This window comes from Synechocystis sp. LEGE 06083 (assembly GCF_015207725.1).
Lineage (GTDB): Bacteria > Cyanobacteriota > Cyanobacteriia > Cyanobacteriales > Microcystaceae > Synechocystis > Synechocystis salina.
In genome coordinates, this window is the sequence record NZ_JADEWJ010000222.1 from 1 (window position 1) to 6766 (window position 6766).

The window sequence follows — 6766 nt, forward strand, 5'->3', positions numbered from 1 at the left end:
GTAAACAATCCGGGGCACTACCCTCATGGACAGTCACATTAGTCACCCCAAACCGTTCGCAGTTGCGACGAATTAGGCCCGCTACTTCCTCATCCCTTTCCACTGCCACAATGCGACTGCGGGGACACAATAAGCCCAGTTCCACCGGAATGGTGCCAGTGCCGGCCCCAATGTCCCAAATGATGGACTCCTCCTTCAACTGCAAAGCGGAAATAATCAGCAGGCGCACCTCCCTTTTGCTGAGGGGAATGCCCGGTAATCGTTCAAATAGGCCATCTGTAATTCCTGGGGTCTTATAGGGCCAGAGCATGGGCTTAGTTTCTCCGCTGACAGTTAAGCCACCATTGTCCCCCCATTGTTCTGGAAGGGGAAATGATGGCCGATACAATCCTAGTTTTGTCTGGGCCAATGGGGTCAGCCAGACCGTCGATTTATTTCTTTAGAGTTTAAAGACTAATCAATAATCAACATATTCAGGGTGATATTCATTCAAGGAAATTTTCACCGGAGGCACATTCCAAATTTCCTGACAATATTCCCGAATGGTGCGGTCAGAAGAAAATTTACCCATGCGGGCCGAGTTGAGAATAGACATCTTTGTCCATTTTTCCTGATCTTCATAGGTGTTGCTCACCTGGTCTTGACAATCCACATAGGCTTGGAAGTCCGCTAGCAACATATAGGGATCGTGGTGGAGCAGGGAATCAACAATGGGGCGGAACAGGTCGGGATTACCGGGGGAAAAATAGCCGTGGGCAATGCGGTCAATAACAGCCTGGAGTTCCGGATTGTTGTGGTAATAATCCTGAGGGTTGTAACCCCCTGCTTTCATGGCATAAACTTCTTCCGCGGTGAGGCCAAATAGGAAAAAGTTTTCTGGCCCGGCTTCTTCGCGAATTTCAATGTTGGCCCCGTCCAACGTACCAATGGTTAAGGCTCCATTCATGGCAAATTTCATGTTGCCCGTACCGGAGGCTTCCTTACCTGCGGTGGAAATTTGTTCGGAAAGGTCAGCGGCGGGATAAATCCTTTGCCCCAGGGAGACGTTGAAGTTGGAAACAAAGACCACCTTTAACCGGCCCCGCACATCGGGATCATTGTTAACCACTTCCCCAACGGCATTGATCAACTTGATGATTAGTTTGGCCATGAAGTAACCAGGGGCCGCCTTACCACCAAAAATGAAGGTGCGAGGCACCATCACCCGTTCAGGATTTTGTTTAATGCGGTTGTAGAGATGGATGATTTCTAGGGCCGCAAGATGTTGACGTTTGTATTCATGGATCCGTTTAACCTGGACATCAAATAAGGAATTAACATCAATTTCCACGTTGCGGTACTTGAGCAGGTAGGCCGCTAAACTGCGTTTATTATTCTGCTTGATTTCCCGCCAGAGACGACAGAATTCGGGATCATCGATAAATTTTTCGATTTGCCGCATTTCGTCCAAATTTTTTAGCCAACCATCACCAATTTTTTCCGTTACTAAGGCGGAAAGTTCAGGATTGCTGAGCAAAATCCAGCGGCGGGGGGTGACACCGTTGGTTTTATTGAAGAATTTTTGGGGCCACAGCTTGGCAAAGTCCTTGAGGGTATCCTTTTTCAACAATTCCGTGTGCAGGGCGGCAACACCGTTGATGGCGTGGCTTCCCACACAGGCTAGGTTGGCCATGCGGATTTTTTTGCCATGGTTTTCTTCAATGAGGGAAAGACTGCTCACCAGGGCTTCATCGTTGGGGAACCAGGTTTGTAATCCCGTCAGGAAGCGGTGGTTAATTTCGTAAATAATTTCCAAATGACGGGGCAGGAGTTGGGCAAACAAGTCCACCGACCAACGCTCCAAGGCTTCCGGCATCAGGGTGTGGTTGGTGTAGGCAAAGGTTTTTTGGGTGATCTCCCAGGCCTTATCCCAGTCGTAGTCATAACGATCCACAAACAGCCGCATCAATTCGGCGATCGCCACGGCGGGGTGGGTATCGTTGAGCTGGATGGCGGTTAACTCATAAAAAGTATCAAGGTTTTCGTGGGTGCGGAGGTGGATGCGAATTAAATCCTGCAGGGAAGCGGACACAAAGAAATATTGCTGGGCGAGGCGCAATTCCCGGCCAGCGGGGGTATTGTCATTGGGATACAGCACCTTGGAAATGGTTTCTGCGTCCATTTTTTCCGCCACAGCCCGGTCATATAAGCCAGAATTAAAGGCTTCAAAGTTGAATTCTTCACTGGCTTCCGCCTTCCAGAGCCGGAGGGGATTGACCGTATTGGTTTGGTAACCGGGCACCGGGGTGTCGTAGGGAATGGCGAGAATAGTCCTTTCGGGAATCCAGACTACTTTGGGTTGGTTCTTTTCGTTGTGGATGATTTCCGTGTGGCCCCCAAGCTTTACCTCCACCGATTCATCGGCCCGGGGAATTTCCCAGGGGTTACCGAACCGCAACCAGTTATCGGGCACTTCCACCTGCCAACCGTCCTGAATACGTTGGTGAAAAATGCCAAACTCGTAGCGGATGCCATAGCCGATCGCCGGCACTTCTAGGGAAGCGAGGGAATCGAGGAAACAGGCGGCCAGACGACCCAAGCCACCGTTGCCCAAACCAGGGTCCGGCTCCTGCTCAATAATTTCGTTTAAATCCAGGTCAAATTCCTTCATTACCTGGTCAACTTTTTCGTAGAGTCCCAGGTTGATCAGGTTATTGCCCAAATGCCTTCCCATGAGGAATTCCGCCGACAGGTAACAGACCACCTTCACTTTGTCCTGCTTATAGGTGGCTACGGTCTTGATGAAACGATGCAACAGGCGATCGCGGATGGTATAGGCCAGGGCAACATAGTAGTCGTAGAGGGTTGCCTGGGAACGATCAATCCCCTGTAGATAGAAAAGGTTATCCAAAAAAGCCCGCTTCAGGGTGGCCACACTCATGCCAGTGCGGTCATCTTCAATTTTGATAGTGGGTTGGGGGGAAGTGTTTAGGGTAGATTGATCAATCATTGATTGTTCCTGATGAAAAAGTCGGGGTGACATCACCCAGGCTAGCCAACGCTAACTCAAAGTACAGAGGCTTGATCGCCGCCCATAACCGCAATGGTTACTCCGGCAATCTAGGCTCGCAACAGCGATGCTAACTTTAGAGTAGTGTAAGGTCTCTGCCAAGACTCTACACCCACCCCATCGAGCATTGTTAGGGACAGTTGACACAGGGACAAAAACTAACTTGCCCCCAGGTACCAATCTGAAATCATCGCAGTGAAGAAATTGTCTGGGGCAGCCGATGGCGATCGCCGGCTCTGGTTTTAATCTCAGCTTCTAGGGTTGACTGGAAAAAAGGAGGGGGGTAAAGGATGTCAGACTTTGGTGATATTCCCCCGGACTTTCCCCTGGGTGAACTGAGACCAGTCATTATAATGGAGACGTGCGATACCGATATCCATTGGAAGTGGTCTGCACCGCCCTGCTTCCCCTTAAACCTTTACCTGTTTAGGGATATTAGCGGTTTTAGCCCTATGAACACCCAGTTTTTTGAAGAATACCAAACCCAGTTGCTGGACTGGCAGAAAAAATTTTTTAGTACTTGGATGGAAAGCTTGCCCAAAGGCACCGCTGAAATTAAATTGACCGATACCTTTGAAACCAGTTTGAAATTACAAGAGGAAATGGTCAAAAGCTACCTGGAAGCCCAGGAGAAATCCGCCACGATGATGATCGATGCCCAAAAACAATTTTGGGATAATTATTTTCAAGCCCTACGACAACAGCCCGTACCGGCTAACTAGTTGCTGAACTGATTAAAATCTAAGAAATTTGAATCTGAAAAATGCCTCCAGGGAACCTCCGGGTTCTGTGGGGGTTAATTTTTTTGGGAAAATTTATGCGGTGGTTATTTTGAATTTCTTACTGGGCCAGGCGTTTAGTCTTTCCGAACTTTACCTTGACCCCAATTTTTTGCGTAATCTCGTAATCATAATAAATTCTTTTCAAACAATTCATCTAAATCAAACTAGAAATAAACCATCTGTTGGTCAAACTAGAAACAAAGCATCTGTTGATCAAGCTTGAAATGCATATTGGTAAAACTAGTTATTGATATGGCTTGACTTAGATTGCCGAAACAGCACATCTAAATTAATTAAAAAAAACCATGGCTACTTTCAATCTAAAGATTACCAACGACAATTTCACGGGTGACATTAATGACGACATTTTTAATGGAATCTATGATGCTGCGGTTACAGATACGTTTAATTCTGGTGATACTCTCGATGGTGGTTTAGGTATTGATACCTTGCATATTGACCATCTGTTAGATGTTGCAATTACACCGCCCGATGCTCTCTGGTCTAATCTGAAGAATATTGAAAAAGTCGTCATCAATACGACGGGCGATGGCGCCCAAACGATTACGACAGGGGTGGATTTTGAGGCTGCGTTTGCGCCCCTGGGCGTAGAACTAACAACGACAACGACTGGGGCAGGAGCGATTAATCTCACTACAGCTTCATTTACGGGAGAAGCAACCTTTAACACCACCTCCATCGCAGGTGCTCAAACGATTTTAACGGGGTCAGGGGCAACCACTGTCAATGCAGAATCCGATGCGGGTGCCTTGAATATTAAAGGTGTCGGTCTTAATACAGTCTTTGCAAACACGACGGGAGCAGGAGCACAGGTAATTGGTGACAACAGTGGCAATGGTACCAACCTTACATTTGTCGATGCAACATCGGTTGGAGGCGCACAGACTATTACCAGTACAAGTACAAATGCCGTTGTTGTGAATGCAACCTCTGCTGCTGGTATGCAAATTATTAACACGGGGTCAGGGGCCGACATCATCAAAGCCTCAACTACTAGCCCTGGCAATACCATTAATTAATACTGGAGCAGGCGACGATCTCATTACCATTGCGGAAACGGCTTCGGGGGGCTACGCAGTGGATGGGGGCGAAGGAAATGACAATATGACTGGAGGTGCAGGAAATGACCTTTTAATCGGAGGTCTTGGTAACGATACCCTGAATGGAGGAGGTGGAATTAATACCCTTGTCGGCGGCACCGGCAACGACATTTATGTGGTGGATAGTACAACTGATACGATTACTGAGAATTCAGGAGAAGGGACAGACACGGTTATATCTTCTGTCAGCTTTGATCTCGGAACGAGCGCTAATGTTGAGAATCTAACCTTAACGGGAAAAGGTGACATTAACGGCACAGGCAATGGGCTTGATAATGTCATCTTGGGAAATACCGGCAACAACTCCCTCAACGGTGGTGCTGGCAGTGACACCATCACCGGGGGAGGCGGCAATGACACCATTGATGGTGGCGATCAGGCTGATACCCTAAAATATTCTGGCGATCGGAGCGATTACACCATTACATTAAGCGGCAGTACATATACGATTGTCGATGAAAGGGGTGGTTCTCCAGACGGAACTGACACCATTACCAATGTTGAAAATTTCCAATTTGCTGATGGCCCTTTTACAGCTGTCAATCTAATTGAAACAACTGCCCCCAGTGTTACAGATGTAACTTCTTTGACTCCCAATGGAATCTACAACGCCGGAGACGTAATTAGCATTCAAGTTGCTTTTAGCGAAGTGGTTAATGTCACAGGAACTCCTCAACTAACCCTTGAAACTGGAACTACAGATCGAACCATCGACTACCTTACTGGTTCAGGAACAAATACATTAAAATTTAGCTACATAGTGCAGACAGGAGATACGAGTACAGATCTCGACTATATTAATGCCTTAGCCTTATCGCTTAATAGTGGGACAATTCGAGACTCTTCAAACAACGATGCCGTCCTGACTTTGTCGGCTCCAGGAACTACCAATTCCCTGGGTAGTAACAAAAACTTGGTAATCGACACAACAGCTCCGATAGTTGTAAGCATCAATGATGGTGACGCAGATAATGTGGTTACCGTTGGTGACACCCTGACCTACACGGTTACCTTTAGTGAAGACATCAATGCCAGCACAGTTAGTGGTACCGACTTTAACAATGCCGGCACGGCAATTATTGAGATTGGGACAATTACGGAAACTTCAGCGGGAGTGTTTACCGTTCAAGTCACCCCCACCTCCACGGGTACTATTGCTCTTCGTATTCCAAGCGGTGCTGTGATTGAGGATGTGGCAGGAAATACTTTAACTGTTCCTGTCCAAGATAATGACACCGTCACGGTTAATGCTGTCCCTGACACAACAGCTCCGATAGTTGTAAGTATCAATGATGGTGACGCAGATAATATAGTTACCGTTGGTGACACCCTGACCTACACGGTTACCTTTAGTGAAGACATCAATGCCAGCACAGTCAGTGCCACCGACTTTAACAATGCCGGCACGGCAATTATTGAGATTGGGACAATTACGGAAACTTCAGCGGGAGTGTTTACCGTTCAAGTAACTCCTAGCACCACAGGTACTATCGCTCTCCGTATTCCAAGCGGTGCTGTAATTGAGGATGTGGCAGGAAATGCTTTAACTGTTCCTGTCCAAGATAATGACACCGTCACGGTTAATGCTGTCCCTGACACAACAGCTCCGATACTCATAAATATTAACGATGGAGATGCAGACAATTTAGTCACCGTTGGTGACACCCTGACCTACACGGTTACCTTCAGTGAAGACATCAATGCCAGCACAGTTAGTGGTACCGACTTTAACAATGCCGGCACGGCAATTATTGAGATTGGGACAATTACGGAAACTTCAGCGGGAGTGTTTACCGTTCAAGTCACCCCCACCT

5 protein-coding genes are annotated in these 6766 nt (G+C 47.4%); 3 read left to right on the plus strand and 2 right to left on the minus strand.

The window, feature by feature from the left end:
- Nucleotides 1-310: precorrin-6Y C5,15-methyltransferase (decarboxylating) subunit CbiT (cbiT, locus tag IQ219_RS15040; RefSeq protein ID WP_194073147.1), on the minus strand; the 310-nt coding region annotated here is incomplete at its 3' end.
- Between the two features lie 147 nt (nt 311-457).
- Complete coding sequence (locus IQ219_RS15045) at nt 458-2989, minus strand: glycogen/starch/alpha-glucan phosphorylase (RefSeq protein ID WP_194073145.1); 2532 nt, start codon at nt 2987-2989, stop codon at nt 458-460.
- Between the two features lie 512 nt (nt 2990-3501).
- On the opposite strand from IQ219_RS15045, the gene phaP reads away from it, so the two are divergent.
- The 3 genes from phaP to IQ219_RS15060 form a co-directional block, all read left to right on the plus strand.
- Nucleotides 3502-3771, plus strand: coding sequence for a phasin PhaP (gene phaP, locus IQ219_RS15050; RefSeq protein WP_190598835.1), 270 nt, complete (start codon nt 3502-3504; stop codon nt 3769-3771).
- A 365-nt stretch (nt 3772-4136) separates the two neighbouring features.
- A complete protein-coding gene (locus tag IQ219_RS15055; protein WP_194073146.1) occupies nt 4137-4871 on the plus strand; it encodes a hypothetical protein in 735 nt (244 codons plus the stop codon).
- An 85-nt stretch (nt 4872-4956) separates the two neighbouring features.
- On the plus strand, nt 4957-6766 hold a 1810-nt coding region (locus tag IQ219_RS15060), incomplete at its 3' end, for a calcium-binding protein (RefSeq protein ID WP_304650692.1).